Origin of the sequence: Mycolicibacterium llatzerense, assembly GCF_025331195.1 — a bacterium.
GTDB classification, from domain to species: Bacteria; Actinomycetota; Actinomycetes; order Mycobacteriales; family Mycobacteriaceae; genus Mycobacterium; species Mycobacterium llatzerense.
The window spans coordinates 13,309-39,747 of sequence record NZ_LXOV01000016.1; the positions used below are offsets into that span (position 1 = coordinate 13,309).

Sequence of the window (26,439 nt, forward strand, 5' to 3'; positions counted from 1 at the left end):
TCCCGCTATCTCAGGTGTCCACTGAAACTGGGGAACCTCCTTTCGACCGCTGGCGCCGCATTCTGCACCGCGTCGAGCCTTTCTCTTGGATCGAACGCAATAACCGCATCCAGGAAGTTGTACCAGGCAACCTGTGACAACCTGTTGACTCGATCAAGAGCAGCCTGTTCTTCGCGTTGAACTGTGAACGTAGCCAACACGATCAGGGCAACAGGTGCGCCGATCAGGAATCCAGTTAGCGCTGCCAAGATGTTGGGAACGTAGGCGTGGGTATGGAACCAGCCAGCGTTGTACTGCTTGAGCCAATGCGGCTTGGGGTCCCAACCCCACAGTGTGAGATCTACCCCCACGTCGGTAAGCGTGAACCCGAACAACAGCATGACGCCGAGGAGAAGTGACAGCACCAACACGATGCGTGTCGAGGGATTGAAGTCGTTGAGGGTCCTACGAATTCCCATACATCCTACTCAAGCCAGTAATGTTCGCCGACTGGTGGTTTGCCGGCCAGTCGATCATCCTTGCTCTGTGGCCTCAGTTGGTACAGAGCGCCATAGTGGTGCAAGGGGTAGTCCCACGCGAAGTTGATGCGCTTTTCGACACCCTCCAACTCCCACGCGATGCTGGCGGGCCGCTGGAACGAACCGCGCAGGGGATTGCCAGGGTTGTCCCATCCCGGCATATCTCGGCCCGGATTGAACAGTGTCAGACCGAAGCTGACGTGGGCCAGACTGACGATTCCGCCGCCGAGCCACGTCTTGTCCTTGTGTACGAACGGTGCAACGTCCCACCAGTGACTGTTGACGACGTCCTTAGGTTGGAATGGAAGAACCCGTACGCCTTCGTCCCTGTGTGTGCCTGGCACCGTCATGCCCCACGTAGAAGGCCATGCCGCTCGATCCAGCAATAGATCAATTGCTTCAGGCGGAAAGCCGACCTCCTGGTCTTGCTGCTCGGTAAAATGTTCCGTCACAGCGTGATTCAGGATCACTTTCAGTACCCAGCGCTGCAGGTCGTCGCCGGAGACGGTGATCTCCTCTTCCTCGCCCCACTCGCCAGCCCCGGCGTCGTACTGTAAAGCGATGCGGCGCAAGAATTTTGCAAATTCCAACGCGGCGTCGTCCGCTGGGTGCAACATGTTGTTGTGCGTCTTGCACAGGATGTTGGCTTTGAACTCTTTCGGTTGAACTGGGTGGCCGATACCCTTGCCTGTCTTGTGCTGAACGGTGAAGTTGGGGTCTTCGTCGCTGTACAGCTTGATCAGCCCATGAGACACATAGTGTTCGCCGGAGATTTTCGTGGAGCAACCGCCACGGGTATTCGCGTAGCACTTCGGGTGCTGATAGTCCTCGGCCGCCTCAGTCATCGTCCACCGCTTTCCGCATGCACTGGTCTGGCAATGCAATTGTATCAAACACCTGTTCGATTCTGGCTGTTGCTGTGACACATCAGCTCAGTGTCCACAACGCCGTGTCAGCGCGGTGTCAGCAGTCGGCGCGCAACTTGCTGATTTGCGGCGATCTCAATACGGCGCCTGCAATGGCCGATTTTCCAGCTGGAAAGTTAGGCGACCAGGGCGTTTTGGCTCCTATGGGGCCGTCGCCGCGTCAAGGCGGGTTTGCTGTAGCGCAGCACCTAGAGGCTCATAATCCCTTGGTCGCGGGTTCGAGCCCCGCCCGCCCTACTCAAAGCCTGTACGACGTCGGGTGATACCTGACATTTCGATGTCGGGTGATACCTGACATTTCGATGTCGGGTGATGCCTGACAGTGTTTCGGCTGATGCTTTACAGCTACTTCGGTTGATCCTTGACTCAGCAACTGCCCGCAGCAGTACCGGCGAGGTGCGAAACCAGGAGGTGACGTCGCCTAGGACCGGCGGCTCAGTATTGGCCCTGGTAGCCAAATGGCATCCGCCGGTTCTGGATGTTGTCGAGCATGTCCAGTGCCTCTTTGCTATGACCGGACGCGGTGTTGGCGGCAGAGTCGACCGCACTCACAACATCCATCAACTGACTCGTTATCCGGGCAGTCATACCCGAGATCGCACTGCCTAGATTCTGGAAGCCTGCGATGAGGATGGCGCTGGTGCGTCGCTGCTCGAAGATGCTCGCGAATTGGTAGTTCGTCTGTGCGCGAGCAACAAGCGTATCCATTCGTTGGGATAAGCCTTGTGCTTCCTCGACTGTGTATATGTCGCGCAGTCGCACGGGAAATGGTGGGGTCTGCTGATTGAAGCGTGTCGCAATGGTTGAGCTCGCCTCTTTGTGTTGAGCAACCAGAACCTCGAACTTTTGCAGCGCTTCCGCGATCGCGCCGAGGTGCATCGTGGCCCCTTCTATCGCTGCCCAGAAGGGGCTGAAAGCTCCTCGCTGAAACTCCTGGTCAGCCATTTTCAAATTGGCATCGACAGATTGAAGCAACGCCGGAATCGACTGCTTCAGCTGAATCGCATTGTCGTGCGCGGACTGGATGCGTCTGAGTTCAAGCTGTCGTTCCTGCTCCAATTGAGCTAAGCGCGACGCCTCCTGGTCTCGGAGGTATTGCGCCTGTCGGTTTGCTGTAGCCTGCGCCTTTTCTTGCTCCGCCAGCGATTTGGCGGTCGAGCGAAGGTATGTCCGGAACACCCACGCACCCACAAAAACAGCAAGTGTGAGGAAGAAATAGACGGCAAAGCTGTTCCTGGTAGCGACTTCGCTGGGGTCGGTTGAGTCAGCCCACATCACCACGCAGATCCAGGCAAACAGCATGAATCCCGTCGCCCAAGCGAGGAGATAAGTGATGGTACCGAGCTTGCGTGCTAGATCCGACGCGCTCTTGCTATTCACCTGGCGCTCTCCTCTGAAAGTTTGCCAGCACTGTAGCAGCAGGAGTGACGTTGAGTGGGGTGAATCACCGCGCGTGTAGTCGCGACGCTGCCAGCTACAGCATCCTCCAAGGCTCTGCGGTGCCGCCGCGGAGTTGCCTCGAATTGCATTGCTAGCTGCGACCGGTCGCGGCGGCGACCGAGCTGAGAGCACTCACGTCTGTGGGCTCAGCGATATCCGCCTCTTAACCCGTGCCGAACTACCTCGACTATCGGTGGCTTCGACGTCAATCACAGCGATGATCGATTCGCCTCGCTTCGATGCGCGAGCCGCTTTCCGCTGGGCGATCGGAGGCACCTCTACGGCAGGAACGGCCTTGCGCAAGGGAGGCAAAGCGACCATGGCGGGCCGCAGATGCAAAGTCCGGGGCTTGCGCACCCGGCGTGGCACGTCGATCTCGCCGGTCGCGATCACATCGCACGGCAGGCCGGCGGAGCGAACTTGAAGAATGATCGAATCGCCCAGCGGCTGATTGCGTTCGCCACCAAGCCACAGCCGCACATTGGGCAGGGTCATGCCGCCGGGCTCCTCATCGCGACCTAGCCGCGACGCGATGGCCGCACTGATCAACCGGCTGGTCAGCCCACCTCTACGACGTGCCACGACGGTGACCTACGCCGGATGGCAACTCTGCGAAGCAACATCGCGACGCACGCTGAGCTGAGCGTGCCGCGCAGCCCGATGGCGCAGAATCGACCTGTGCAGTTATCGGCGGCGGTGCGTAGAGCGAGTGTCCTCAACGCTGCCGACCCCGGCCGCATCCGGCTGCGCAGCGCGGCGGCTACTACCTGTTCGCTACTGGTCGCGATCGGCGCCATGCTGGCGTTCACCCACGCGGCGGGCCAGCCCATCACGGTCGCGATGCTCGGCGCGGTGGTTGCGATGCAGGCCTCCGCTGCGGTCAAAGACCGCGATCAGCGCAGCCGCAACATCACCACGGTGCTGCTGTTCTTTCCGGCGATCGGCTCCATGGCATTGGCGGCATTCCTGGCGCCGCACGGGAAGATCGTCGACGTCGGCTTCGTCGCCGTGCTCTTCGCCGCGGTCTGGGGGCGGCGGTACGGCCCGCGCGGAAACGCGCTGGGGATGGTTGCCTTCATCGCGTACTTCTTCGTCATGTTCCTCCGCACACCCGTGGACCACATTCCGGTGCTGGCCATCGCCGTCGCGGTGGGGCTCGCGGCGTCTCTGTTGGTGCACGTGGTGCTGTTTCCGGAGCGGCCGCGCGTCGAGGCGCGCCGGCTGTTGTCGGCATTGCGGGCCGCGTCGCTCTCGACGCTGGATGTGGCCACCAAACGCGGTCAGGTCAGCGTCGACGTCGCGCGGCACCAACTCGACCTACTCGGTGAGACGGCGCTGCTCATCGATGACTGGCTGGATCGGCATGAGGCCGCAAAGTCGCTCAGCGTGACCAGCAGGGACTTGGCGCTGCGGGTGTTCGAGGCGCAGATCATGCTCGAGCAGGCGGCGTCGTTCCTGTGGTGGCTGGACGAGGACGAGCCATGGCCCGATGGTCTGGTTGATGCGGTTGCCGCGCTCCGGATCTGCCTGGACAACAACCCCACCGACGATCAGCTGCGGCAGGCCCGTCGGATGGGTACGACAGCGGCGGACAAGGCCGACCTGTCGACATCAGCCGGGGTCGCCACCATCACCGCCTACCGGGCGATGCAGGCGCACTTGGCAATTCATCACATCACCACCAACGCCCGTGGCATCAGCGATGACGACATCGCTGCCGCAGTGGCCGACGGCGATGACGGTCAGGACGCACCATCCGGACTGAATCCCAGCACCAAAGCAGCGATTCAGGTGGCCGTGGCGACCAGTGCGGCAACGGTTTTGGGCAACATGGTCTCGCCCGATCGCGGGTATTGGGCGGTGCTCACGGCCTTCCTGGTGTTCACCGGCGTCACGACGCGCGGCGAGATCCTCTCGCGCGCAGGACATCGCATCGTCGGCACGGTCGTCGGCGTCGTAGCGGGCGTGCTGCTCGCGGCCGAGATCGGGCGGAATCCGGGACTGCAGATCGTCGTCCTGGTGGTCTGCGTCTTCTTCGCGTTCTATTTGGCGACTGTCGCCTACTTCTGGTTGACCTTCTTCGTGACGGTCCTGCTGGCGATGTTGTATGGGCTACTCGGCAACTTCAGCGCTCAGGTACTCGAGGTACGGATCGCCGAAACAGCCGTGGGCAGCCTGGTGGGAATCGCGTCGGCGTATTTCGTCTTCTCGACCAAAACCCGGGCCACGTTCGCCGAAAAGGTCAATGCCTACCTCGACGGGATGGAGCAGGTGATCGATACGGCTGCCACGGCGGTGCTCACCGCGGACGCCGCCGACGACCTCGTCGCCGATACCCGCCGGCTGGACAACGCATTGAAGGAAGCCGTCACGGCCGGCAAACCGCTTCAGATGGGCCCGTTCTCGGAGCTACGGCATGGGGTCCGGCGCCTGATGCTGGGGTTGCAGGTCGCCAATCGCTCCGCGCACGCTCTGGCTCGCACGGGGGTCGCTGCGTCACATATCGGTCCGGCTCCCGAGGGCGCCGACGAAGCTCTCCATCAGGCGGTGGCGCGCGCCGGCACCGCGGTGGCCGGGATCCGGACATTGATTGCCGGTGACGACGTCACCCCGACAGAAAAGCGCAGCGATGCAGCTCTTTTCGATGTCGGCCTGCCGGAGATGCGGCCAGGACCGGTGCGGGCGGCCATCCGCGCACTCAATGTCATCGACCGTGCCCTGACCGAGGTGACTGTTCGGGTGTGATGCCGGCGTGTTGCAGCCCTCAAAGATCAATTCGTAAAAAGTGTCCCCTCCTGCGGGACGCGGCACTCCTACCTGTGTAAGGGGCCAACCAGGGCCCCGATCACATCGAAGGAGCACTTCATGATCGCCGATATCAACCCCCAGTCCGCACCGAAGTCGACGTCTGCGCGTAAGCACCGGCGACTGCTCGCCGCCGCCGGCGTTTCGGCGATGGCTGTCATGGCCGTGAGCCTGTCCGGTGTGGCCTCGGCGGCTACCCCAACAAAGACCAACTGCACTTTCAAGACCGCCAATGGGCACTATGTGACGGCAGTCAACAGCGGTGGGTTGACGGGGCTCGGCCAACCGTCATTCGACGTAATGCACACGGATGCAGTGCGGGTCGGGACTTGGGAGACCTTTGCGCTCGTCGACGCCGGTGACGGAACCCACTACGGCATCCGAGCCTTTGATGGGCATTACCTGACTGCCGTCGGCGGTGGCGGACGGACCACCGACGTCATCCACTCCGACGCCACGCAGCTGCAGGCGTGGGAGAAGTTCACCGTCACGAAGCTTCCGTCGGCTCCGGGCGGCCAGGCCGTGTATTCGATCGGCACCATCGACGGGCACTTTCTCACCGCCGTGGGCGGTGGCGGACGGACCACCGACACCATCCATTCCGATGCGACCGTGGCCAACGGCTGGGAGCAGTTCCACATCCACTGCGGAAGCTGAGCGCACGCCGCGATATCAAGCGGCAGATGGCCGCAGGCCGCAGGTCAGACCTGCGGCCTGCGGTAATCCGTTGTCGCCCAACGCTGTCAGCGCATCCCCTCGACGGTGAACCGCCAACACCCCTGCGGGTGTTGGCGGCCACCGCCGAGTGACATCAGGTAAAGGCTGCCCCGTACGAAGCTGCGCCGATCACGAAGGTGAACACCAGGTAGATCACGAGCACCACGGCGCCGGCGATCGCACCCCACGTCGCCCATTTCTTGGCCTCGTCAGCGGCTGCCTGCGCCGCCTGGGGCTGACCCTGGGCCCACAGGCCCGAGACCTGAGTCGCCTTGACGATGGACACGATGCCGAAGGGCAGGCAGCAGAAAATGGTGACGAGGATGCCCAGCACCAGGTTGTTGTTGGGCGGTCCGCCTGCGGGCGGGAGGCCGCCGGCCGGCGGCGGAGGGTAATTCCCTGGCGGTATCTCAGTCATTGCAGCCTTTCTCTGTTCTGGTCACTACTCGGTAGGAGACCCGTCTGTTGGACGCGGTCAGCATCGACCGTTTCGGGACGCTACGGCGCACCGATTGGAATCCGTTTGGGACGCCTACAGAGCAAGGACACAACAGCGACGCGGCTACCGATCCCAACATTGGGGCGGTGAGCAGCCGGCTGCGGCTACTGGATGGATTGGACGACCGTCGTCAGTGCAGCCCACTCTTGATGGCCGCGGCCTGCTTCTGCGCGACGTCCTTGACGAAATCGGGCGGTGCGTCGGCGTCCTTGGGACCGTCGAATTCCAGGGTGACGAACGCCTTGCCCTCAGTGAACAGCACGACGGTCACCGATTTGGAGCCATCGGGCGAGTTCCCCGACACCGTGGTGCCGCCGGTGCCGGCCTCGATCGGCGCAGGTGCACCGCCGACGACATTGGTACCGAGCCCGGCTTTGGCTGCCTCGAGCGCGGCGGTGGCGGCGGCGGGATCCGGCAGGATCAGGATGGTGTCGCCGACGACGTGGGTGCCGTCGGGGTTGCTGAACGCGGTCGCGACGCCGGGGTTACCGCTGGGGTTCTGCGTCGCTTCGCCCGCGGTGAACACCTCCGGCGCAACCAGATCGGTGCCCTTGATGAGCAACGCGGTGTAGTCGGCGGGCTGGGCCGGAGCAGCGCTGGTCGCCGACGTGCTGGCGCTGGACGACGACGATGCAGATTTCGAGGCGGCCGGAGGCGCGGAATCCTTGCTGCAACCGCTCATCGCTGCGACCAGCGCAATACTGGCCGCCACGGCGACCGTCATACGTGCCTTCATCGGATCGGTTTCCTTTCTCCGGGCCGTCAGTTCAACGGACCGTCGGGCATCGGGGCGTTGCAGCGCTCGCGGAAGTCGGCCGCGGGCTGCCGCACACCCTGGACTTCAGCCTTCACCTGCGGATTGGCATCCATGTACGCCGTGATCTCGGTGCGCATCTGATCCCGCGTCTTGCCCTTCAGGCCCGTGAAGAACGCGTTCACATCGGGGTGGCTGAACAGGTACGACGCGGTGCCCGCGTTCACCCCGGACATCACGTTCGCGAGATCGGCGGCGGTGCAGTCCGGCGGATCAGCGAGCGCCGTTGTGGCTGTGCCGATGAACGTCGCACCGGCGATCACACCGGCACCGATGATGTTGCGAATCTTCATGTGGGTTGCTCCTACAGGGTTGTTGGGTTTAGGGGTGATCAGCGACGCGGACCGATACCGCCACCGCCACCACCGCCATTGGGCGGGCGAATCGGGCGGATCGGGACATTGATGTCGATGCCCCAGCCGTCGTCGCAATACCAGGGGTCGGCGCAGTAGGACGGGTAGGCCGGCCCTGCGGACGGTGGAGTGGGTCCGCCGCCGCGGACGTCGCCCTGGGCGCACACGGTGGCGTATCCGGCACCGCTGCAGTCTGCCGACGCCGGCGCCGCAGCGCTGAGACCGACAGGGACGAATGTGAGCGCCAGCCCCAGACTCAAGTAGCGCTGCTTCAGTTGCATGGACTTCTTCTTCCGGACGGCTGGGTCCGCGGTGGTCGGCACGCCGCCGGTGCGCGGAAACCGGTGTCGGCTCAGAGTAATTGGACCGGGCCGAGCAGGAGAAGCAGTTGGCAGTTATTGCGCTCAGATATTGACGATTGCCTCGGCCAATTCGCGGGCGGTGTTAGCGTCCGGCGTAGGGCACAAGACGTGAGGAGCCGACATGGGTGAGAGCACGCAGGACTGGACCAAGCCGGCCGCCATGGCGATCCCCAAGGAGGGCTACTTCGAGGAAGTGCGGGGCCGCTACGGGCCGGTGTTCCCGAAGACGCCTGCCTGCTACGGCTTCTCGATCATCGCGAAGGTGAAAGAGGGGCGCGAGGAAGTGGTCCGCGCCTACGGCAAGACCATCGAGGAGACCATCAAGGCCAGCCCGGAAGCTCTGGCGCCGCTGCGCCTGCATTACCTGCGCTGGAACCTGTTCGACGTCGGCTCGGGCCTGCATTTTCAGTACATGGGCATCTTCGACACCGACTTCGACAAGTACACCGAGGATGCGGTGGCGCTCTTCAGCGCGACCGGCGTCACGACGGTGTTCACCAATCTCGAAGGCTTCCCGGAGGATTGGCAGACCAACACCGAGGCGTTCATCAAGTTCGTCCGTGACCATCAGCAGCCGAGCTTCCTGGAGTACGGCGAGTACCCGTATGTGACCGCGGACGAGATCAAGAAGGCGCTCCGGTTGAAGGCGGCGTTCTCGACGATGCTCGATCAAATGCAGTAATGCTCGAGTTCGACGACATTCAGCACATCCTGCTGACGCGAACTCCGGCCCTCACCGGGCGCTACGAGTTCCTGACGTTCGACACCCCCGAAGGTGGCCGGGCGTGGCTGTCGGAATTGCAGGACAAGGTCCAGTCGGCGACCGACGCCAAGGCCACGATGGACGAGTCCGATCGCTGGGTCACCTTGGCGTTCACCTGGAATGGCCTGCGCGCGCTGGGGGTCCCGGAGGATTCGCTGGCGACCTTCCCCGATGCGTTCCGGGAAGGAATGGCGTCGCGAGCCAGCATTCTGGGAGACACCGGCACGGCAGCCCCGGAGCATTGGGTGGGCGGGCTGGCGGGCGACGATCTGCACGCCATCGCAATCCTGTTCTCCCGCAACGACGAACAAAACGCAAGGTCCATCGCGGCGCACGACGACCTGCTCGCACGGACCGACGGGGTGCGCAGTCTGTCGTACCTCGACCTCAATGCCACGCCGCCGTTCAACTACGCCCACGATCACTTCGGCTTCCGGGATCGGTTGTCGCAGCCGGTGATGACGGGTTCGGGGGAGGAGCCGACGCCGGGGTCGGGCGACCCGCTCGCGCCAGGTGAGTTCATCCTCGGATACGACGACGAGAACGGTCCGGTGGTGGATCTGCCGCAGCCCGAGGCGCTTTCGCGCAACGGCAGCTATATGGCGTACCGCAGACTCGAAGAGCACGTCGGGGTGTTTCGGGATTACCTGCGCGCGAACGCCAATACCCCCGAAGGCGAAGAGTTGTTGGCCGCGAAGTTCATGGGCCGGTGGCGCAGCGGCGCCCCGCTGGTGTTGGCGCCGGACCAGGACGACCCCGAGCTGGGCGCGGATCCCATGCGCAACAACGACTTCAACTACAAGGAACAGGATCCGTTCGGCTATGCGTGCCCCCTGGGCTCCCACGCGCGCCGGCTCAATCCCCGCGACACGGCGCACTACATGAATCGCCGCCGGATGATCCGGCGCGGCGCGACGTATGGTCCTGCGCTCCCGGAGGGGGCACCGGACGACGGCGTCGACCGCGGTATCGCGGCGTTCATCATCTGTGCAGATCTGGTGCGCCAGTTCGAGTTTGCGCAGAACGTCTGGATCAACGACAAGGCCTTCCACGAACTCGGCAACGAACACGATCCGATCTGCGGCACGCAGGACGGCACCTTGGACTTCACCGTCCCCAAACGGCCGATCCGCAAGGTGCACAAGGGCCTTCCGGCATTCACGACGATGAAGGGCGGCGCCTACTTCTTCCTGCCGGGCATCGGCGGAATCCGCTACCTGGCGTCGCTGGGGGAATGAGGGCTCGTCGCGGGTTCATGTTTCGCTTTCGGTTGTAGGGGAACCCTCACAGTGACGGCCGTATGCACGGTCGGTGTGAACCTACGATCGGAAAGAGAGCCTCATGGGCGAGAGCGGTCCGGAAGAAGCTGCCAAGGGCGTCGTCGAAGGCATCAAGGGCAAGGTCAAGGCGGTGGTCGGTGCGCTGACCGGTCGCGATGACCTTTTCCGTGAAGGTCAGGCGCAGCACGACAAGGCCGAAGCGCAGCGCGATGCGGCGAAGAAGGAAGCCGAAGCGGAATCGGCCCGGGCTGCGGCCCGTGTGGCAGAAGCGCGTCAGCGGGCCAATCAGTCTGATCAGTAGTTCTCGCATCGGACATGGGCGACCATCATTCGCCCGGCTGGCGTTGGGCGCGGCACGTTCTCACAGGGACGTGCCGCGACACGCGCGCGGCACGCCAACGTGCGCGACATGTGATGCAGCCGTAGTCAAAATGTGACGCCTGTAGACCAGTGTGATCAGAGTGGCTTGAGGGCAGTCAGGTCATTCGGTTCGTGGTTGGGAGCGTCCAATGTCTACAGCTCACAAGGTGGAACGCATCGTCGCGCAAGTCGCCGCCGCCGTCACCCGTCGTCCGTCGGACGACCAGGCCTATCGCGCCGAGATGGAGCGCTTGGTCACTCAGCAGGAACTCGCCCTGCTGAGCAGGTAGCTCCGGCTCCCCGGTCGCCGTTGTCACCAACCCGGGCGTCTTGATTGCCGCCTCGGCTACGTGTCATCGCCGTCGTTCTGGGAGACCTGGGCCGGATGCGCGTGCATCAGGAAGCGCGCCGCGTCTCGTGCCTGGTGGGCGGGTTCAGGCGTACCGAAGATCGCTGCGGTGGTGATCGCTCCTTCGGCGAGCAGCGCGAGCTGATCGGCCAGTTCGGCAGGTCGCCCGGATGTCCTGACGAGGCCGGCGAGGTAGTCGTGGAAGGCCTTCTTGTGGTGTCGGGCCTGCTCTGCGACCTCGGGCGAGACCGCGCCCAGTTCGCCGAAGGAGTTGATGAAAGCGCAACCGCGGTAATCCGGCTCGGAGAACCACATGTACAACCAGTCGAACACAGCGGTGATCCGCTCCTCGGTCCGTGGCTGCGCGTCGACGTAGCCGGCGAGGGCGTGCTGCCACCGTGAGTCCCGCTGTCGGAGGAACTCCAGCACGAGCTCTTCCTTCGAGGGGAACAGCCTGTAGAGGCGTTTGAGCGATATCCCGGAAGCGTTGCGCACTGCATCCATCCCGACCGCCTGGATGCCTCGGCTGTAGAACAGCTGCTCGGCCGCTTCGAGCGCGCGCTCACGTGCCGTTTCCTGATCTAGCATCTATGCCCCCTTGCGCGGAGAACCAACGTTCTCTACGCTAGCAGATGTCGAGAGAACGAGCGTTCTCCGATGGTTCCGAGGCTCGTCGAGCCTTCGGCAGCCTCAGAGTCCGAAGGAGCTGAGTCGATATGACCATCACAACCCGCCCGCCGGTGCCCCCGTTCACCCGGGAGACCGCCATCGAGAAGGTCCGACTGGCCGAGGATGCGTGGAACACCCGCGACCCGCAGAAGGTGTCGCTGGGCTACACGGTGGACTCCCGCTGGCGCAACCGCTCGGAGTTCGCCACGGGCCGGGACGAGATCGTCGCGTTGCTGACCCGCAAGTGGAACAGCGAGCTCGACTATCGGCTGATCAAGGAGCTGTGGGCCTACGGCGGCGACCGCATCGCCGTGCGCTTCGCCTATGAGCACCGCGACGACGCCGGGAACTGGTACCGCTCCTACGGCAACGAGAACTGGGAATACGACGAGCAGGGTCTGATGCACACTCGCCACGCATCCATCAACACCCTCCCGATCGCCGAATCCGAGCGTAAGTACTTCTGGCCGCTGGGCCGCCGTCCCGACGACCACCCCGGTCTCGGCGATTTCGGCTTCTGAGGACGCGTCCTAGTCAACCGTCGAAGGGAGTGTCCCGCCCTTTATCGGAAGACGTTCAGCAGCGTCCGGCAGAGGAACGGCAGGTTCGACAGCGGGATGAACTGCACCAAGGTGCGGCACACGTTGGGTGCCGACGCCTGTCCTGCCTGGCTTCCGCATACCGGCCAAGCGCCGATGCCCTGCGTACGCATGACATTTCGGGCCACCCGGATTTGTTCTCCGCGGCTGGCCGCGGCCGGTGATCCCATGCCGCCGTTGGCGGTCCAGGTGCCCGGGCTGAACTGGAGTCCGCCGTAGAAGCCGTTGCCGGTATTGGCCGACCAGTTGCCGCCCGATTCGCATTGCGCGATGGCGTCCCAGTTGGGTTCGGCGTTGGCCTCGGAGATCGACAACGACAGTTGAGAGATCGCGAGTACGCCGGATATGGCGACCGCACGAACAAATAGGTGCCCGCTCATACCCACCTCGATCCTGTTGTGCGAACGGCCCTATACCGATCGCAAAATGGTTCGCAATTGACGCGTGGTGCTGTCCATACAGACGTTAAACCTGATAATCAGCTGTGCTAATGGGGTAATTGTTATTCTTCGAGTAAATTTAGTGTTTCTGCATATTTCTGATGCAGAAGAGACGGCACTGACAGTTGTTATCTAGCGTGTCGCTGCAGGTCAGTGAGCTGTTACGGGAGTATTGTTTACCGTGTGGTTATAGGTACGCATGGGGCCTGTGATTCTTTTGTTATTAGTGATTCAGTCGCGCTTAGTGATGCAATTGTTATTGAAGTGATCTGAGTTACTAATACACATTAGAGTTTCCTATGTGACAGCTGTGACTGGAGTGACTAGAGTGAATTCGACGCCAAGTGGTTGCGGGAATGGCCCTGGCGTGTGGCTCGGTCAGCGCGCAGACTTCTCATAGGGCCGAAATTCGGTGTGGTCGACGAATGCCGGGCAAGTGATGACAAGCGCAGCGATCAGGGCAGCACAGTCGTGGCGGATGGCCGCCGGACTGCTGGTGGCAGCTGTCTGCCTCGGAGCGGGATTTCTGACGGCGCCGACCGCGGCCGCCGATCAGCCGGCCACCTGCCAGAGCCGGCACGTCGACGGCGTCGAAGAAGACGTCTGCGTCGGCATTCCGGGACAGGCCGGTGGCGCCAACCCGCGTGACCTGTATCCGGGCGTCGTGCCCGAACTGTATTTCGGCATCGGCATCGGCTAGGCCACAAGCTCACGAGCCTCATGCGGTCAGCACAGCGGGCGCACAGCTGGCGCGACCATCATCGAATTCTGTGACGACGACGTTTCTTGCCGACGCCCCGGGCGGCCCTGCCGCCCCGCCGCTCCCACCTGTTGTCGCGCCCAATCACCACGGGCTTTCTCTGCTCTATGGATGGCTGCCCGTCACCATCCAGGTGATCGCCGCGATTGTGCTGATCCTCGCCATCGGCTGGCGCGGTCGCCGGTGGCGGTACCTGTGGCTGCCGGTCTGCGCCGTCCTTGGCATCGCCGCCGCCGCGTGGGCGAACTGGTACACCACATCGCAAGGCCTGGCAGGGAACCCGGCACCGGCGTCACTGTGGATCTGGGTGGGTCTGTCCGGGCTGGCGCTGGGCGTGCTGGTGCTCGGCTGGCACGGGTCGAAGTGGTGGCGCCGCGGCGTCGCCGTCCTCGCCGTGCCGCTGTGCCTGCTCAGCACCGGCGTCGCCCTCAACGATTGGGTCGGCTACTTCCCGACCGTGCAGACCGCGTGGGGCGAGCTCACCGCCGGCCCGCTCACCGACGAAACCGAGATGTCCAGCGTCACCTCGATGAAGGCCGCCGGCATCGTCCCGTCGCATGGTGCGGTGGTTCAGGTGGACATTCCGGACACCGCGTCGGGCTTCGCACACCGCACCGAGGTCGTCTATCTGCCGCCCGCGTGGTTCGCGCACAACGCCTCGCCGCTGCCGACGGTGATGATGGTCGCCGGCGAGTTCAACACCCCGGCGGACTGGCTGCGCATCGGCAACGTCGCCAGTCTCTTCGACAACTTCGCGGCCGCGCACGGCGGCAATGCGCCGGTATTCGCCTTCGTCGACGCGGGCGGCTCGTTCAACAACGACACCGAGTGCGTCAACGGCCCCCGCGGCAACGTCGCCGACCACCTCACCAAGGACATCCCGCCATATATGGAGTCCACGTTCGGCGTCAGCGCAAAACCGGCCAACTGGGGCGTCGTCGGCTGGTCCATGGGCGGTACCTGTGCGGTGGATCTCACCGTCATGCACCCCGAGCTGTTCGGCACATTCGTCGACATCGCCGGGGACATGGGCCCCAACGCGGGTACCAAGGAGCAGACCCTCGCCCGGCTCTACGGCGGTAGCGAAGCGCAGTGGGCGACCTTCGATCCCCAAACCGTGATGACCAAACACGGCCCTTATCAAGGTGTTTCGGGCTGGTTCTCCATCTCGTCGGATGCCCCGACCCAGTGGAAAGGGGCCAAGGCGCACCCCGACGCCGTCGGCCTCGGCGGCCGTGACGGCGCCGGCAACCCCGGCGACCAGACCGAGGCAGGGAAGACGCTGTGCGCGGTGGGTCGGCAGCTGGGGATCGACTGCGCTGTCGTCGCGCAGCCGGGAAAGCACGATTGGCCCTTTGCGGTGACGGCATTCCAGACCAGCCTGCCGTGGCTGGCCGGACGGATCGGCACGCCCGGCGTCCCCGTGACCGGGTTCCCGGCGGGATCGACGACCCCGGCACCGCCCGCCGGCCCGGCCGCGACGGTCGCGGCCGGAACAAACCCGGGCAAGTAGACGTCGAATGTAACGCCGAGCCCGTCTAAGTAGATGGACTCGGTGAGATCGTTGCGACACAGCAGGGAGTCGATACGCGATGGCTACTCATACCGATAAAACCAATAACAAGAACACTCAGCAGTCACGGCGTCAGGGACGGCTCGTAGGAGCGGTCGCTGCCGGCGTGGCGACGACATTGACCGCGCTCACCGTGGGCGCGGCTCCGGTGTCGGCCAAACCGAGCAGTGATTCCGACAGCTCGAGCACCACCACACTCGTGCCCAAGCCGCCCAGGCAGGATTCTTCCTCGGCACAGGACGGCTCGGGGTCCGGTGGTGGCTACGGGCAGGACGGTGGCCAGCGCGGACGTAAACAGCGGGAGCAGACGGCGGAGGCCGAGGCGCCGAGCCGGCCGGCTCCCGCCGACGCCCCGGTCGTCCAGGCAAAGCCGCCGGCCGACCCACCCGCGGCGCCGGTGGCTCCGGTGGCCCCGGTGGTGACCGCCGCCCCGGAGAGCAAGGCGCCGGAGAACAAGGCACCCGAGAAGACGCCGCAGGCGCCGACCACCACGACGGCTGTCGAGACGCCCGTCGTCGCGGCTCCGCCGTCGCACACGGAAACCCCCGCGCCGACCACCAAGGTCACCAAGGCACAGGAAGTTCCTGCTGAGCCGACGACGCCGGCGCATCCGTCGACCGTCGTCGCCGAGCCGGCCCCGTCGGCTCCGTCGGCGACCTCGGTGACGGCGAGCCCGACCACCGCGCTCGCAGAGCGCCCGTCGCCGGCCGACGCCGTTCAGCCGGACAAGCCGGACAAGTCGACGGCTCCCACCGATCGCACTGTGGCTGAAGGCAAGCCGCTCGCGGGCGTCGAGGGCCAGTTGGGCGAGCACGCGGGTATCGAGGCCGGCCCCGGCCGGATCGATGCCACCGCCACGGCTTCAGCGACGGTGACCGCCGGATCGTCGAAGTCGGCGTCGCCGTCGACCACTGGGGCTCGCGAAGCCCGCGAGGTGCGGCCGATTGAGCTGCTCAAGCCCGAGACGCTGACCGCGCCGGTCGCGGATATCGCGACCGCAAAGGCCGCCGCTGCGGTCGATGTGAAGCTGCCGGAACCGGCCCCGGTGCACGACGTGGCCGACCTGGCCAAGGTCGTCAACGTCGCCAACTTCCAGTTCGACAGCCGTGCCGACTGGAACCGCCGCGACGACCGGGACAACCGGGACAACCGGGCTGATTGGGATCGTCACGACAACCGTCCGATGGGTCGGGACTGGGACAACCGGGTCCGGCAGTGGCGGCCCGACTGGGTGCAGTACGACGATTACTACCGCCCGGTGATGTTCAACCCCTACCGCGACCCCGTCCGGGTGGTGTACGTCTACCGGAACGCGCCGCGCATCGTGTACATCCCGCCGCTGCAGCGCATCGTCATGGAGGTCGCCGACCTCGCGGCGTACAGCTTCACCGCGGTCGTGGTGAACGCCGTCAACACCGCGGTCAACGTCGCGGTGGGCAGTTTCTTCGGCGGCGGTTACTACCCGGGCGTCGGGATGCCGCTGCCTCCGCCGCCTCCACCGGTACTGAGCTACGCGAATGTGCCTGTGCAGGTTCGCTATTCGGACGCGGTCTACCAGCCGTTCCGGGTGCAGCGCATCGTCGACGCGGGTGACGACGTGCAGTACGGCGAACGCCGCGTGCTGCTCGACGGCGTCACCCCGGCCTGGGGCCAGTGGACCCAAAGCCCCGCCGGCGAACGGCAATTCGAGGTGCATCGGACCCAGCAGTTCCCGGGGCTCGACGAGCCGCGTGAGGCACCGCTGCCCGGCGACTACAACCTGCAGCTGGTCAACGACCAGAAGGGGTTGGAGAACCCGAACAAGGCGCTGACCATCGCCGCAGTGACCTGCGGCCTGCTGAGCCTGGGTGCGGTCGGTCTGAGCATCTACATCGGGCGCCGGCGCCGCGAGGTCGTCTGACGTTGTCCCCGCGGTCAGTCGCGCTGCTCGAGCCGACTGCCGCGGGGAAACGTGATCGACATGATGTCGCTGGGACGGGTCAACGTGATGCGGTGCCACGTCCCGCGCGGCACCACCATCGCGTGCCCCGTCGTCAGTGCGACGCCGGGGTCGTCGCCCACAGCGGTGCGTAGGTAGAGCCGTAGCTCCCCGGAGAGGCAGACGACGAGTTCGTCTGCCTCCGTGTGGATTTCCCAGTAGTCGGCGTGCACCTCGGCGTCGGTTTCCGCGTGGAACGTCATGACATGCCAACCCGGCTCTCCGGAGCTGAACCTGCGCTCGGCGGGTGTGATGCGGCCGTCGTCGTAGAGGTGCACGAAAGACGCGAATAGGTCGACGGTGGCGGTCATGCGGACACCGCCCGCAGGTGCGCCGAGTCGGTGGTCAAGCCGCGACGCAGCGCGCCGCTGAGCTCCGCCAGCTGACGCCCCGAGACGTCGGCGCCGAGGATCACCTGCGACCCGTGGAACGTGCCGGGCCACTGGTGCAGCTCGACCGAAACGCCGGCCTGCAGCAGCCGGATGCCGAACTCAAGTGCTTCGTCGCGGTTGGGGTCGAACTCCGCCGTCGCGAGGTAGGCGGGCGGCAGCCCGGACAAATCTTCGGCCCTGGCCGGGGCGGCGTACGCCGATGCAGGTCTGCCGCCGAGATAGTGCCGCCAAATCGCGGCGACCTTCGCCCGCGTCATGAAGACGGTGTCGGTGAAGGCTCGGGCCGACCACGTGAGCTGGCGGTCGTCGAGCACTGGTTGGTTGAGCAGCTGGAAGGCGATCCGCGGGCCGCCCTCGTCGCGTGCCCGTAGTGCGGTCGCGGCGGCCAGATTCGCGCCCGCAGAATGGCCGCCGATGGCGATGCGGTCGTGATCGATTCCGAGCGCCGCCGCGTTGGTGGCCACCCACGTCAGCGCCCGGTAGACGTCGTCCAGCGCTGCGGGGTAAGGGTTTTCGGGGGCGCAGCGATACCCGACGGACACCACCACAGCACCCGTCGCCTGGGCGATGCGAGCGGCCCACGGGTGCTCGGTGTCGAGGTCGCCCATGACGAATCCGCCGCCGCGCAGCCACACGATGGCGCCGATCGGCTCCGCGGGTTGGTACAGGCGTACCGGAACGTCGGGATTGTCGGGGACGAGCCGGTCGCTGATCTGCAAGCCGGTGGTGTCGGGTGCGGGCACCGCGGCGGACAGTTCGGCGAGCCGCCGGCGGGCGACCGCCGGATCGTCCAGCTCGGCTTTCGGGAACAGCGATATGAAGGGCTGCAACTCGGGATCCATGGCCACCACCATGGTGGCTGGACACGGCGGCGTCTTGGACGAATGTTCCCTTACCGCCACGCCACGGGGTCGATGTCGAGCCACGGCGCCTCGGCGACGCCCGCCGGTGTCAGCCCGGCGAACGACCGCGCATCGCGGTGCAGATGCGACTGATCGGCGTAGCCGCAGGCGTAGGCTACCTCGCCCGGCGCGCTGCCGGTGGCGAGCCGATGCGCGGCATCGTCGAACCTGATCAGTTGCGCGGCGCGCTTGGGTCGCAGGCCGATCTGTGCGCCGAACCTCGACCACAGTCGCTTGCGGCTCCAGCCGATCTCGTCGGCGATGCGGTCGACCCGCACCTGCCCGTGGCTGCGCACCATCGCGTGCCACGCCACGGCGACCTCGGGATCCACGGCAGGCCCGGATTCGCGGCGCCGGGCGAATTCCGTTGTGGCGATGGCAAATCGCTCGTCCCACGACGGAGCCGCGTACAGCCGCTCGCACAGGCGCTGGGCGCCCTTGCCCCAGACCGCGTCGAGGGGGATGACGCCGGCCGGGTCGGAGCCGCCGAACACCGCGTGGGCCAGTAGCGGCGACAGCCGGATTTGCAGGCAGTCGACGTCGCGGCCGACCGCGGTCAACGTGCCGGGTGCCGGTCCGACGACACCGCCGCCGGTGCGGCGCGTGCCGGACGCGTCGACCAACTCGCCGTCGCCGAACTCGATGAACACCGTCACGGCGGGGTAGGGCACGAGTTGCAGCGCGAGCTGTGTCGGGGCCCGGCCGCGGAACCCCGCCATGGCCAGGCCCGGCTGCCGGTGCGCCGGAATCGCGAGGTCCCACACGGCGGCACTCAGCCGCCCCGTGCTCGCCGTCATGCCTCGATGGTAGGCGCGGCTCGGGCTTGCCGAGGGTTCTCGACACAGCCGGATCCGGACTCCGTAAGGTGACCCTGTAACACCGTTACGGAACACCGGATCAGCAGAGGTGGACAGTTGAGAACCGTATTGATCGACGCCCCCGGCAATGTCTACGTCGATACCGTGCCCGACCCGGTGCTGCCCGGGCCGGACGGCGCCGTCGTCCAGATCACTACGGCGGCCATCTGCGGATCGGACCTGCATTTCTACGAAGGTGACTACCCGTTGGCCACGCCGCTGGCGCTCGGCCACGAGGCCATCGGCACCGTCGTCGAGGCGGGTTCCGAGGTTCGCACCGTCAAAGTCGGTGACCCGGTGCTCATTTCGTCGGTGGCGGGTTGCGGCCACTGCGTCGGCTGCGACACCAAGGACCCGATCACCTGTGTGTCGGGTCCGCAGATCTTCGGTTCCGGCGTGCTCGGCGGCGCCCAGGCCGAACTGCTCGCCGTACCGTCGGCGGATTTCCAGTTGCACCGGCTGCCAAGCGATCTCAGCACCGAGGCCGCCCTGTTGCTCACCGACAACCTCGCCACTGGCTGGGCCGCGGCGCAGCGCGCCGACATCCCGCCGGGCGGCACCGTCGTCGTGTTCGGTCTGGGTGCGGTCGGTCTGTGCGCGGTGCGCTGCGCCATCGCGCAGGGCGCCGGTCAGGTGTTCGCCGTCGACCCGGTCGAGGGGCGCCGCGAGCTGGCCACGCGCAGCGGAGCCACCTCAATCACTCCCGACCAGATCGGTGCCGTCCACGAAGCGACGGGCGGCAGGGGAGCGGCCTCGGTGATCGACGCCGTCGGCAACGACACCACCATGAACGCGGCGCTGGCCGCGGTGCGCGCCGGCGGCACGGTGTCGGTGGTCGGGGTGCACGACCTCAACCCGTTCCCGTTCCCCGCGACGCTGTCGCTCATCCGCAGCATCACCCTGCGCATGACGACGGCGCCGGTGCAACAGACCTGGCCCGCGCTGATCCCGCTGCTGCGGTCGGGCCGGCTCGACGTCGACGGCATCTTCACCCATGCCATGTCGCTCGATGACGCGCCCAAGGCCTACGCCGCCGTCGCGGCACGGACCGCGGACTGCATCAAGGTCACGCTGACCCCCTAGTGATGATGGCCAATCAGGAGACCCTGGACCTCGCGCTACCGCGCCTGCGCATGCGGGCGTTGGCGTGGGGTCCGGCCGACGGGCGATTGATGTTGTGCCTGCACGGTTTTCCGGACAGCGCACATGGCTGGCGGCGCGTTGCGCCCCTGCTGGCGGAGGCGGGCTACCGCGTCGTGGCGCCCTTCATGCGGGGCTACGCACCGAGCGGTGTGCCGGCCGACGGCAACTATCACGTCGGGGCCCTGGTGTCCGACGTGCTGGACCTCTACGACGCACTGGGCGGTGGGCCCGACGCCGTGCTGGTGGGCCACGACTGGGGTGCCTTCGCCGCCAATGCCGTTGCTGCGTATCCGAATTCGCCGTTCGGTTCGGTGGTGTCGATGTCCGTCCCGCCGCTGGCGGCGATGAGCCAGACCCGGTTCAGTGCCGCCCGCACCGTCCGCATGAGTCTGATCCAACTCCGAATGAGTTGGTACATCATGTACTTTCAGCTTCCCGGCCTGCCAGAGCGCACCCTGCACCGGGTCATCCCGCGACTTTGGCGAGACTGGTCTCCGGCCGGAACTGACGTGTCCGGCGACGTCGCCACCACGCTGGCCGCGCTGCCGAGCCCCGCGCACCGGGCCGCTGCGGTCGGCTACTACCGGGCACTGGTTCGTCCCGGCGGCGTCAACGCGCCGTATGCCGAGTTCGAGCGGTATCTGCAGGAACTGCCGCGCGCTCCGATCCTGTACCTGCACGGGACGCAGGACGGCGCGATGCAGGTCGGTTACACCGAGCAGCTGCTGAATGCCTTGCCCGCCGGGTCGGTGGTCCAAACCATCGATGGCGCAGGGCATTTCCTGCAGGTCGACCGGCCGGCCGAGGTGGCCGCGGCGATTGTGGACTACGTCGGGAACTGAACGGAAGGCAACCGCCCATGCGGGTACAACTCCAGATCGATGGCGCGCCCCAGCGGGCGGCCGACCATGCTCGCGAGCTGGCCGGCCTCGGCGCTGACGGGGTGTTCACGTTCGAAGGCCCGCACGATGTCTTCCTGCCACTGGTCGCGGCGGCCGGCGCGGCCGAGCTGGACCTGATGACCAACGTTGCGATCGCCGGCCCGCGCAGTCCGCTGCATCTCGCGCACGCCGCCTACGACCTGCAGGTGTACAGCGGCGGTCGTTTCCGGCTGGGCCTGGGCTCGCAGATCAAGGTGCACATCGAAAAGCGTTACGGCGCACAGTGGGCCAAACCCGCCGAACGCATGGCCGAGACCGTCACGGCGATCAAGGCGATCTTCGACTGCTGGGAAGGCAAGGCGCCGTTGAATTTTCGCGGCAAGCATTTCACCCACACGCTGATGCCGCCGAACTTCAACCCCGGCCCCAACCCCTACGGCCCGCCGGCTGTGCTCATGGGCGCGCTGGGGCCGATCATGACCCGCACCGCCGCCGAGGTCGCCGACGGGCTGCTGGTGATGCCGTTCCACAGTGCCCGGCATTTCGCCGACCGCACCCTGGTGGCAGTGGGGGAGGGACTGCAGCGCGCCGGGCGCGCGCCGGGCGACCTGCAGATCATCGCTCAGGCGATGGTGGCAGTGGGGCGGACCGAGGCGGACCTGGCCGCGGCGATCAACGGTGTCGCGACGCTGATCGCGTTCTACGGCTCCACGCCCGCCTACCTGCCGGTGCTGGAGACCGAGGGGTGGGCCGATCTGCAGCCGACGCTCAACGCCATGTCCAAGGTCGGTGACTTCGCCGGCATGCGGGCACTGATCAGCGACGACATGGTCCGGACCATCGGCATCGTCGGTACCCCGGAGGAGTGCGCTGCCGAGATCGGACGCCGATTCGGCGCGCATGTGGACGAAATCTGTTGCTACTTCCCGGGTTATGAACAGCGGCCCGAGGACGTGCGGGACCTGGTCACCGCGCTGCACGCGCAATGAAAACGGCGTGATTCGTACCGGTGACCGGTACGAATCACGCCGAAGTCGGCTGGGCCGAACGCCCTAGGGTGCCTGGACCCAGTTCCAGACGTTCAGGTCGCCCTTGGGGTAGCTCTGGCAGACGTCGGTGGCCTTGGCGACGACGCCCTTGTTGTTGAAGAAGATCTTCGCCCAGTTGCCCCAGTGGGTGGCCACCTGCTCGTAGTAGATGTTGGTGGCGGTGTCCTCGGAGTACTGCCGGCGGCCCACGGCGTCCAGCGAGAAGAACCAGTGGATGCGGTCCTGGGCCATCTGCTGGATGTCGGCCGGGCGGTTGTGCATGTCGATCATGTATCGCGAGAAGTAGACCGGGCTGGTGTCGCGGGCGGCGGCCAGGTACTGCTCGGCATCACAGGTCGTGATGATGATCCGGTGGGGGATCGGGTAGTCGTCGGTGGCATCGGCGGCGGCCGGTCCGGCGAGAGTCGTCGCGACCGCGCCCAGGGCTGCGACCGCGACACCGGCATGCTTCAGACCACGCATGATCTCGACCATAGTCCTTACTCCTGTTTCCTAGATACCTGTGCTGCTGGAGGCTGATTGCAGTTCGCCGGCCTGTTTGGGCTGCGGCCACGGCTCGGGCACCGGACGCTGACGCACGCGCTGCGGCCACCAGAACCACTTGCCCATCAGGGCGGCGATGGCCGGCGTCATCAGAGATCGGATGATCAACGTGTCGAACAACAGACCCAGACCGATGGTTGTTCCCACCTGACCGACCACGTGCAGCTCGCTGACCGCCATGGACATCATGGTGAAGGCGAAGACCAGGCCGGCCGAGGTGACCACGGAACCGGTGCCGCCCATCGACCGGATGATGCCGGTGTTGAGCCCGGCGTGGATCTCTTCCTTGAACCGGGCGACCAGCAACAGGTTGTAGTCCGCGCCGACGGCCAACAGGATGATGACGGCCATCGCGATGACCATCCAGTGCAGGTTGAGCCCGATCAGGTGCTGCCACACCAGAACTGACAGACCGAAGGACGCGCCCAGCGACAGCACCACGGTGCCGACGATGACCGCGGCGGCCACCACCGATCGGGTGATGATCAACATGATCGCGAAAATCAGTGCGAGGGCGGAGATTCCGGCGATCAGCAGGTCGTAGTCAGCGCCCTCCTGCAGATCCTTGAAGGTCGCCGCGGTGCCGCCGAGGTAGATCTTGGAGCCCTCCATGGGAGTGCCCTTGATGGCCTCCTTGGCGGCGTTCTTGATCGCGTCGATGTGCGAGATGCCTTCGGCGCTCATCGGTTCGCCCTCGTGCGAGATGATCAGCCGCACTGCTTTGCCGTCGGGCGAGATGAAGTTCTTCATGCCGCGCTTGAATTCGGCGTTGTCGAAGACCTCCGGCGGCAGGTAGAACGAGTCGTCGTTGCGGGAGTTGTCGAACGCCTCGCCCATGGCGCTCGCGTTGTCCTGCTGCGCCTGCATCTGATCCTGCAGACCCTTCTGGGTCTGGTACATGGTCAACATGTACTGCTTCATGTTGGTCATCGTCGAGATCATCTCGGGCATCAACGCGACCATCTGAGGCATCAGCTTGTCGAGCTTCAACATGTCCGGCATCAGGTTCTGGATGTCGTCGGTCATGGTGTCGATACCGTCGAGGGTGTCGAAGACCGAGCGCATGGTCCAGCAGACCGGGATGTCGTAGCAGTGCGGTTCCCAGTAGAGGTAGTTGCGGATCGGCCGGAAGAAGTCGTCGAAGTCCGAGATGTGGTCGCGCAGGTCGGCCACATCCAGGGTCATCGTCACCATCTTGCCGACCATGCTGTGCGTGGTGGCCGCCATCTGGGTGGTGATGCCCTGCATCTTCTTCATGGTGTCGATGTTGACCTGCATGTCGTTGGCCTGCTTGAGCATGTTGGCCATCGAGTCCTGCGCGTACTTCTCGTTCATCTTCTGCGAGGTGCCGCTCATGCTCATCAGGAACGGGATCGAGGTGTGCTCGATCGGCTTGCCCTCGGGCCGGGTGATGGTCTGCGACCTGGAGATCCCGGGGACCTTGAAGATGGCCTTGGCGATCTTGTCGATCACCAGGAAGTCGGCGGAGTTGCGCAGATCGTGGTCGCTCTCGATGAGCATCAACTCGGGGTTCATCCGGGCCGGCGAGAAGTGCCGGTCCGCCGCGGCATAGCCCTCGTTGGCGGGGATGTCGGCGGGCAGGTACAGGCGGTCGTTATAGGCGGGCTGGTAGCCCGGCAGCGTCAGAAGGCCGACCAGGGACAGCGCGATGGTGCCGACCAGGATGGGGGCCGGCCAGCGGACCACTGCCGCACCGATCTTGCGCCAGCCGCGAACCCGCATCGCGCGCTTGGGCTCGAGCGTCTTGCGGAACCGGCTGGCCAGCGAAATCACGGCCGGACCCAGGGTCAGCGCGGCAAACACCACGGTGACCATGCCGATGGCCAGCGGGACGCCCAGCGACACGAAATACGGCATCCGGGTGAAATGCAGGCAGAACGTGGCGCCCGCAACGGTCAGACCCGAACCCAGCACGACGTGGGCCGTGCCTTCGAACATCGTGTAATAGGCCTCTTCGCGGGACTCGCCGGCGCCGCGGGCCTCCTGGTAGCGGCCGATCAGGAAGATGGCGTAGTCGGTGGCCGCTGCGATGGCCAGGGTGACCAGGAGGTTGGTCGCGAAGGTCGACAGGCCGATGATGTCGTAGTAGCCCAGTGTCGCGACGACGCCCTGCGCCGCGGACAGCTCGAGCACCACCATCAACAAGGTGAGCAGCACGGTGATGAACGACCGGTACACGAGCAGCAGGGTGACGATGATGACCAGGAACGTGACGCCCTCGATCATCTTGACGCTGCGGTCACCGGCGATGTGCTGATCGGCGGCCAGCGCGGCCGGGCCGGTGACGTAGACCTTCAGGTCCGGCGGCGTCTTGATGCTCTTGATGATGTCCTGCGCGGCCTGAACGGATTCGTTGGCCAGCGACTCACCTTGGTTACCGTGCAGGTACACCTGCACGTAGGCGGCTTTGCCGTCGTTGCTCTGGGAGCCGGCGGCGGTCAGCGGGTCGCTCCAGAAGTCCTGGACGTGCTCGACGTGCGTGGTATCCGCCTCGAGCTTCTTGATCATCTCGTCGTAGTAGGCGTGTGCGTCTGCGCCGAGGTGTTGATCGCTCTCCAGCACGACCATCACCGAGCTGTTCGACTTGAACTCCTGGAATACCTCGCCGACGCGCTTCGTTGCGATGACCGAGGCAGCCTGATCCGGCGACATCGAGACCGAGCGCATCTTGCCGACCTCGTCCAGCGACGGCACGGCGGTCCCGAGCACGACGATGACGCCGATCCAGAACAGGATCACCGGGATCGCGAAGGTGCGAAGGAACCGCGGGATCAAGGGCCGGTGGGGCTTTTCAGCCTTCGGGATGACCGCAGTCGGTGCGTCCGCGTAGTTGTCGGAAGTGGGGTGGCTCATGCAGATTTCACCAGGCAGAAGGTCTGGGCGTGTACGCCCGTGGAGGTGCGGGTGTCTTTGAGTTCGTCGTCGACGTGGACGGTGCAGGTGATGGAGTCACCGTCGCCTTGGGCGACGATGTTCGGCGACGCTGCCGGTGCGGTGGTGGACAGGACGAGTTTCCAGGGGAGCATGGCGTGGTCGACGCGTTGCGGCTTGGCGTCCAGGTCGAGGTAGTTGATGTCGGCGTAGGCGCCGGGTTCGCCGGTGATCTCGTAGGTGACGACCTTGGGCTTGAACGGTTTGGCGTCGTCGGCGAAGTTGCGTGGGGTGACGATGACGGGGTTCTGGCCGAAGTAGCCGCGGACGCGTTGCACGGTGAAACCGGCGACGAGGGCCACGGCAAGGATGAGCAGCGGGATCCACGCCTTCTTGAGCGCAGTGCCGATCACGCTGCGAACACCATGGTCGACTGCACTTGCTGCTCCCCGCTTCCTGACCCTGACCGAGACAGATTAGGTCATTTAAGTGTTAGATTAGACCAGTTAAGTTAATCATGGGAAACCTCCGCTGCGGGTGGCTCGTATCACCGTAGCTGGTAGAGCGCAGCGGAT

General features: G+C 65.3%; 29 protein-coding genes. 13 read left to right on the forward strand and 16 right to left on the reverse strand.

The genetic code is table 11. The annotated features are described in order from the left end of the window. Positions 1 to 5: 5 nt before the first annotated feature. The 4 genes from A7G45_RS24825 to A7G45_RS24840 form a co-directional block, all read right to left on the reverse strand. Positions 6 to 458: a hypothetical protein gene (locus tag A7G45_RS24825; protein ID WP_260940911.1), complete on the reverse strand. Its 453-nt coding sequence runs from the start codon at positions 456 to 458 to the stop codon at positions 6 to 8. Positions 459 to 463: 5 nt separating this feature from the next. Then, positions 464 to 1,363 (reverse strand): hypothetical protein, encoded by a 900-nt coding sequence (locus tag A7G45_RS24830; RefSeq protein WP_260940912.1) that lies wholly within the window; start codon positions 1,361 to 1,363, stop codon positions 464 to 466. A 516-nt stretch (positions 1,364 to 1,879) separates the two neighbouring features. Beyond that, positions 1,880 to 2,824 (reverse strand): hypothetical protein, encoded by a 945-nt coding sequence (locus tag A7G45_RS24835; RefSeq protein WP_260940913.1) that lies wholly within the window; start codon positions 2,822 to 2,824, stop codon positions 1,880 to 1,882. A 192-nt stretch (positions 2,825 to 3,016) separates the two neighbouring features. Beyond that, positions 3,017 to 3,379, reverse strand: coding sequence for a hypothetical protein (locus A7G45_RS24840; RefSeq protein WP_260940914.1), 363 nt, complete (start codon positions 3,377 to 3,379; stop codon positions 3,017 to 3,019). A 165-nt stretch (positions 3,380 to 3,544) separates the two neighbouring features. Here A7G45_RS24840 and A7G45_RS24845 point away from each other — a divergent pair, with 165 nt between their 5' ends. After that, positions 3,545 to 5,629: an FUSC family protein gene (locus A7G45_RS24845; protein ID WP_377042127.1), complete on the forward strand. Its 2,085-nt coding sequence runs from the start codon at positions 3,545 to 3,547 to the stop codon at positions 5,627 to 5,629. Positions 5,630 to 5,749: 120 nt separating this feature from the next. After that, positions 5,750 to 6,346 (forward strand): fascin domain-containing protein, encoded by a 597-nt coding sequence (locus A7G45_RS24850; protein WP_260940916.1) that lies wholly within the window; start codon positions 5,750 to 5,752, stop codon positions 6,344 to 6,346. Between the two features lie 154 nt (positions 6,347 to 6,500). Here A7G45_RS24850 and A7G45_RS24855 read toward each other — a convergent pair whose 3' ends face one another. The 4 genes from A7G45_RS24855 to A7G45_RS24870 all read right to left on the reverse strand — a co-directional run bounded on the left by A7G45_RS24855 (position 6,501) and on the right by A7G45_RS24870 (position 8,353). Continuing rightward, positions 6,501 to 6,824, reverse strand: a complete 324-nt coding sequence (locus A7G45_RS24855) for a CD225/dispanin family protein (RefSeq protein WP_043400440.1) — start codon at positions 6,822 to 6,824, stop codon at positions 6,501 to 6,503. A 211-nt stretch (positions 6,825 to 7,035) separates the two neighbouring features. Continuing rightward, positions 7,036 to 7,629, reverse strand: coding sequence for a hypothetical protein (locus A7G45_RS24860; RefSeq protein ID WP_377042128.1), 594 nt, complete (start codon positions 7,627 to 7,629; stop codon positions 7,036 to 7,038). Positions 7,630 to 7,667: 38 nt separating this feature from the next. Next, positions 7,668 to 8,012 carry a heme-binding protein gene (locus A7G45_RS24865; protein WP_260940921.1) on the reverse strand — a complete coding sequence of 115 codons (345 nt, stop codon included), beginning with the start codon at positions 8,010 to 8,012 and terminating at the stop codon, positions 7,668 to 7,670. Positions 8,013 to 8,050: 38 nt separating this feature from the next. After that, the gene (locus A7G45_RS24870) at positions 8,051 to 8,353 is read right to left on the reverse strand and encodes a hypothetical protein (protein ID WP_260940923.1); all 303 of its coding nucleotides are present in this window, start codon (positions 8,351 to 8,353) and stop codon (positions 8,051 to 8,053) included. 202 nt (positions 8,354 to 8,555) lie between these two features. On the opposite strand from A7G45_RS24870, the gene A7G45_RS24875 reads away from it, so the two are divergent. The 4 genes from A7G45_RS24875 to A7G45_RS24890 all read left to right on the forward strand — a co-directional run bounded on the left by A7G45_RS24875 (position 8,556) and on the right by A7G45_RS24890 (position 11,127). After that, positions 8,556 to 9,116: a hypothetical protein gene (locus A7G45_RS24875; RefSeq protein WP_260940925.1), complete on the forward strand. Its 561-nt coding sequence runs from the start codon at positions 8,556 to 8,558 to the stop codon at positions 9,114 to 9,116. Next, positions 9,116 to 10,435, forward strand: coding sequence for a Dyp-type peroxidase (locus A7G45_RS24880; protein ID WP_260940926.1), 1,320 nt, complete (start codon positions 9,116 to 9,118; stop codon positions 10,433 to 10,435). The genes A7G45_RS24875 and A7G45_RS24880 overlap by 1 nt, the downstream gene beginning before the upstream one ends. A 103-nt stretch (positions 10,436 to 10,538) precedes the next feature. Beyond that, positions 10,539 to 10,778: a microaggregate-binding protein 1 gene (gene mbp1 / locus A7G45_RS24885; protein WP_260940928.1), complete on the forward strand. Its 240-nt coding sequence runs from the start codon at positions 10,539 to 10,541 to the stop codon at positions 10,776 to 10,778. A gap of 208 nt (positions 10,779 to 10,986) precedes the next feature. Beyond that, a complete protein-coding gene (locus A7G45_RS24890) occupies positions 10,987 to 11,127 on the forward strand; it encodes a hypothetical protein (RefSeq protein ID WP_162625338.1) in 141 nt (46 codons plus the stop codon). Positions 11,128 to 11,183: 56 nt separating this feature from the next. Here A7G45_RS24890 and A7G45_RS24895 read toward each other — a convergent pair whose 3' ends face one another. Then, positions 11,184 to 11,774 carry a TetR/AcrR family transcriptional regulator gene (locus A7G45_RS24895; protein ID WP_260940931.1) on the reverse strand — a complete coding sequence of 197 codons (591 nt, stop codon included), beginning with the start codon at positions 11,772 to 11,774 and terminating at the stop codon, positions 11,184 to 11,186. Positions 11,775 to 11,902: 128 nt separating this feature from the next. Here A7G45_RS24895 and A7G45_RS24900 point away from each other — a divergent pair, with 128 nt between their 5' ends. Beyond that, the gene (locus A7G45_RS24900) at positions 11,903 to 12,376 is read left to right on the forward strand and encodes a nuclear transport factor 2 family protein (RefSeq protein ID WP_260940933.1); all 474 of its coding nucleotides are present in this window, start codon (positions 11,903 to 11,905) and stop codon (positions 12,374 to 12,376) included. 41 nt (positions 12,377 to 12,417) lie between these two features. Here the strand turns inward: A7G45_RS24900 and A7G45_RS24905 are convergent, their stop codons facing one another. Next, on the reverse strand, positions 12,418 to 12,834 hold the full coding sequence (locus tag A7G45_RS24905; RefSeq protein ID WP_043400454.1) for a transglycosylase family protein: 417 nt from the start codon (positions 12,832 to 12,834) through the stop codon (positions 12,418 to 12,420). A gap of 538 nt (positions 12,835 to 13,372) precedes the next feature. Between A7G45_RS24905 and A7G45_RS24910 the strand changes: the two genes are divergently transcribed. From A7G45_RS24910 to A7G45_RS24920, 3 genes are all read left to right on the forward strand, one after another. Next, positions 13,373 to 13,594 carry a hypothetical protein gene (locus tag A7G45_RS24910; RefSeq protein ID WP_043985154.1) on the forward strand — a complete coding sequence of 74 codons (222 nt, stop codon included), beginning with the start codon at positions 13,373 to 13,375 and terminating at the stop codon, positions 13,592 to 13,594. 70 nt (positions 13,595 to 13,664) lie between these two features. Further along, positions 13,665 to 15,167, forward strand: a complete 1,503-nt coding sequence (locus A7G45_RS24915; RefSeq protein WP_377042115.1) for an alpha/beta hydrolase — start codon at positions 13,665 to 13,667, stop codon at positions 15,165 to 15,167. A 166-nt stretch (positions 15,168 to 15,333) separates the two neighbouring features. Next, entirely contained in the window at positions 15,334 to 17,127 is a 1,794-nt protein-coding gene (locus A7G45_RS24920; RefSeq protein WP_260941580.1) for a hypothetical protein, read from the forward strand. Between the two features lie 14 nt (positions 17,128 to 17,141). Here the strand turns inward: A7G45_RS24920 and A7G45_RS24925 are convergent, their stop codons facing one another. From A7G45_RS24925 to A7G45_RS24935, 3 genes are read right to left on the reverse strand one after another with little or no spacing between them, the layout of a single operon-like run. After that, positions 17,142 to 17,516 (reverse strand): cupin domain-containing protein, encoded by a 375-nt coding sequence (locus A7G45_RS24925; protein WP_260940936.1) that lies wholly within the window; start codon positions 17,514 to 17,516, stop codon positions 17,142 to 17,144. Then, the gene (locus A7G45_RS24930) at positions 17,513 to 18,439 is read right to left on the reverse strand and encodes an alpha/beta hydrolase (RefSeq protein ID WP_260940937.1); all 927 of its coding nucleotides are present in this window, start codon (positions 18,437 to 18,439) and stop codon (positions 17,513 to 17,515) included. Before A7G45_RS24930 ends, A7G45_RS24925 begins: the two co-directional genes overlap by 4 nt. 50 nt (positions 18,440 to 18,489) lie before the next feature. Further along, entirely contained in the window at positions 18,490 to 19,296 is an 807-nt protein-coding gene (locus A7G45_RS24935; RefSeq protein ID WP_260940939.1) for a helix-turn-helix domain-containing protein, read from the reverse strand. A 117-nt stretch (positions 19,297 to 19,413) separates the two neighbouring features. Here A7G45_RS24935 and A7G45_RS24940 point away from each other — a divergent pair, with 117 nt between their 5' ends. Genes A7G45_RS24940 through A7G45_RS24950 form a run of 3 tightly spaced genes read left to right on the forward strand, consistent with a single transcriptional unit; the run spans position 19,414 to position 22,369 of the window. Beyond that, positions 19,414 to 20,439 carry a zinc-binding dehydrogenase gene (locus A7G45_RS24940; RefSeq protein WP_260940940.1) on the forward strand — a complete coding sequence of 342 codons (1,026 nt, stop codon included), beginning with the start codon at positions 19,414 to 19,416 and terminating at the stop codon, positions 20,437 to 20,439. Positions 20,440 to 20,444: 5 nt separating this feature from the next. Further along, on the forward strand, positions 20,445 to 21,341 hold the full coding sequence (locus tag A7G45_RS24945; protein WP_260940941.1) for an alpha/beta fold hydrolase: 897 nt from the start codon (positions 20,445 to 20,447) through the stop codon (positions 21,339 to 21,341). Positions 21,342 to 21,358: 17 nt separating this feature from the next. Continuing rightward, positions 21,359 to 22,369 (forward strand): TIGR03617 family F420-dependent LLM class oxidoreductase, encoded by a 1,011-nt coding sequence (locus A7G45_RS24950; RefSeq protein WP_260940943.1) that lies wholly within the window; start codon positions 21,359 to 21,361, stop codon positions 22,367 to 22,369. A gap of 63 nt (positions 22,370 to 22,432) precedes the next feature. Here A7G45_RS24950 and A7G45_RS24955 read toward each other — a convergent pair whose 3' ends face one another. The 3 genes from A7G45_RS24955 to A7G45_RS24965 are packed head-to-tail and all read right to left on the reverse strand — an operon-like array spanning position 22,433 to position 26,277. Continuing rightward, the gene (locus A7G45_RS24955) at positions 22,433 to 22,891 is read right to left on the reverse strand and encodes a DUF5078 domain-containing protein (protein ID WP_260940944.1); all 459 of its coding nucleotides are present in this window, start codon (positions 22,889 to 22,891) and stop codon (positions 22,433 to 22,435) included. A gap of 30 nt (positions 22,892 to 22,921) precedes the next feature. Further along, complete coding sequence (locus A7G45_RS24960; protein ID WP_260940945.1) at positions 22,922 to 25,846, reverse strand: MMPL/RND family transporter; 2,925 nt, start codon at positions 25,844 to 25,846, stop codon at positions 22,922 to 22,924. After that, complete coding sequence (locus A7G45_RS24965; RefSeq protein ID WP_260940947.1) at positions 25,843 to 26,277, reverse strand: MmpS family transport accessory protein; 435 nt, start codon at positions 26,275 to 26,277, stop codon at positions 25,843 to 25,845. The genes A7G45_RS24960 and A7G45_RS24965 overlap by 4 nt, the downstream gene beginning before the upstream one ends. Positions 26,278 to 26,439: the final 162 nt, after the last annotated feature.

Coding starts and splice junctions, on each gene's coding strand:
- A7G45_RS24955 (WP_260940944.1), bottom strand. CDS start 22,891: ATGCGTGGTCTGAAGCATGCCGGTGTCGCGGTCGCAGCCCTGGGCGCG.
- A7G45_RS24855 (WP_043400440.1), bottom strand. CDS start 6,824: ATGACTGAGATACCGCCAGGGAATTACCCTCCGCCGCCGGCCGGCGGC.
- A7G45_RS24875 (WP_260940925.1), top strand. CDS start 8,556: ATGGGTGAGAGCACGCAGGACTGGACCAAGCCGGCCGCCATGGCGATC.
- A7G45_RS24910 (WP_043985154.1), top strand. CDS start 13,373: ATGGCCGCCGGACTGCTGGTGGCAGCTGTCTGCCTCGGAGCGGGATTT.
- A7G45_RS24935 (WP_260940939.1), bottom strand. CDS start 19,296: ATGACGGCGAGCACGGGGCGGCTGAGTGCCGCCGTGTGGGACCTCGCG.
- A7G45_RS24950 (WP_260940943.1), top strand. CDS start 21,359: ATGCGGGTACAACTCCAGATCGATGGCGCGCCCCAGCGGGCGGCCGAC.
- A7G45_RS24850 (WP_260940916.1), top strand. CDS start 5,750: ATGATCGCCGATATCAACCCCCAGTCCGCACCGAAGTCGACGTCTGCG.
- A7G45_RS24925 (WP_260940936.1), bottom strand. CDS start 17,516: ATGACCGCCACCGTCGACCTATTCGCGTCTTTCGTGCACCTCTACGAC.
- A7G45_RS24825 (WP_260940911.1), bottom strand. CDS start 458: ATGGGAATTCGTAGGACCCTCAACGACTTCAATCCCTCGACACGCATC.
- A7G45_RS24880 (WP_260940926.1), top strand. CDS start 9,116: ATGCTCGAGTTCGACGACATTCAGCACATCCTGCTGACGCGAACTCCG.
- A7G45_RS24860 (WP_377042128.1), bottom strand. CDS start 7,629: ATGACGGTCGCCGTGGCGGCCAGTATTGCGCTGGTCGCAGCGATGAGC.
- A7G45_RS24830 (WP_260940912.1), bottom strand. CDS start 1,363: ATGACTGAGGCGGCCGAGGACTATCAGCACCCGAAGTGCTACGCGAAT.
- A7G45_RS24960 (WP_260940945.1), bottom strand. CDS start 25,846: ATGAGCCACCCCACTTCCGACAACTACGCGGACGCACCGACTGCGGTC.
- mbp1 (WP_260940928.1), top strand. CDS start 10,539: ATGGGCGAGAGCGGTCCGGAAGAAGCTGCCAAGGGCGTCGTCGAAGGC.
- A7G45_RS24890 (WP_162625338.1), top strand. CDS start 10,987: ATGTCTACAGCTCACAAGGTGGAACGCATCGTCGCGCAAGTCGCCGCC.
- A7G45_RS24930 (WP_260940937.1), bottom strand. CDS start 18,439: ATGGATCCCGAGTTGCAGCCCTTCATATCGCTGTTCCCGAAAGCCGAG.
- A7G45_RS24865 (WP_260940921.1), bottom strand. CDS start 8,012: ATGAAGATTCGCAACATCATCGGTGCCGGTGTGATCGCCGGTGCGACG.
- A7G45_RS24845 (WP_377042127.1), top strand. CDS start 3,545: ATGGCGCAGAATCGACCTGTGCAGTTATCGGCGGCGGTGCGTAGAGCG.
- A7G45_RS24905 (WP_043400454.1), bottom strand. CDS start 12,834: ATGAGCGGGCACCTATTTGTTCGTGCGGTCGCCATATCCGGCGTACTC.
- A7G45_RS24840 (WP_260940914.1), bottom strand. CDS start 3,379: ATGACCCTGCCCAATGTGCGGCTGTGGCTTGGTGGCGAACGCAATCAG.
- A7G45_RS24895 (WP_260940931.1), bottom strand. CDS start 11,774: ATGCTAGATCAGGAAACGGCACGTGAGCGCGCGCTCGAAGCGGCCGAG.
- A7G45_RS24900 (WP_260940933.1), top strand. CDS start 11,903: ATGACCATCACAACCCGCCCGCCGGTGCCCCCGTTCACCCGGGAGACC.
- A7G45_RS24870 (WP_260940923.1), bottom strand. CDS start 8,353: ATGCAACTGAAGCAGCGCTACTTGAGTCTGGGGCTGGCGCTCACATTC.
- A7G45_RS24945 (WP_260940941.1), top strand. CDS start 20,445: ATGGCCAATCAGGAGACCCTGGACCTCGCGCTACCGCGCCTGCGCATG.